At 43.3% G+C, this 531-nt stretch carries 1 protein-coding gene; it reads left to right on the forward strand.

What is annotated here, in order from left to right; translation table 11 throughout:
• A partial coding sequence (locus RH88_RS00050; RefSeq protein ID WP_005592545.1) for an IS630 family transposase occupies positions 1 to 520 on the forward strand: 520 nt, incomplete at its 5' end.
• Positions 521 to 531: the final 11 nt, after the last annotated feature.

Here is a 531-nt window from a genome sequence, read left to right on the forward strand (position 1 = left end):
CGTTGATGTTTGGTTTCAAGACGAGGCCAGATTTGGTCAACAGAATACCACAACTCGTCTTTGGGCTCCCCGTGGAACAAGGCCGAGAGTAGTCAAGCAGCAGCAATTTGAATACGTTTATCTATTCGGTTCTGTTTGTCCGACAAGAGGAATTGGTGAGGCATTAGTGGTACCTTGGGTTAACAAGGACATCATGATAAACCACCTAGAGCAGATATCTAAAGCTACAGAAAAAGGTCGCCATGCTGTCGTGATAATGGATGGAGCAGGCTGGCATACCGATGACATTGCGAGCGAATTAAATAATGTCAGTATCATTAAGCTTCCACCATACTCGCCGGAACTCAACCCAATAGAACAAGTTTGGAGTTGGTTAAGACAACACTATTTAGCAAACCAAAGTTTCACTGATTATAACGACATTGTGTCCAAGGTTTGTCGTGCTTGGAATGGCTTTCTTGAGTGCAGAGATCGCGTCACAAAAATGTGCCAAAGAGATTGGATAAACCTGATCAGTTAATTTTCCGGATT

It is taken from the genome of Vibrio scophthalmi LMG 19158, from assembly GCF_000222585.1.
Taxonomy (GTDB): Bacteria; Pseudomonadota; Gammaproteobacteria; order Enterobacterales; family Vibrionaceae; genus Vibrio; species Vibrio scophthalmi.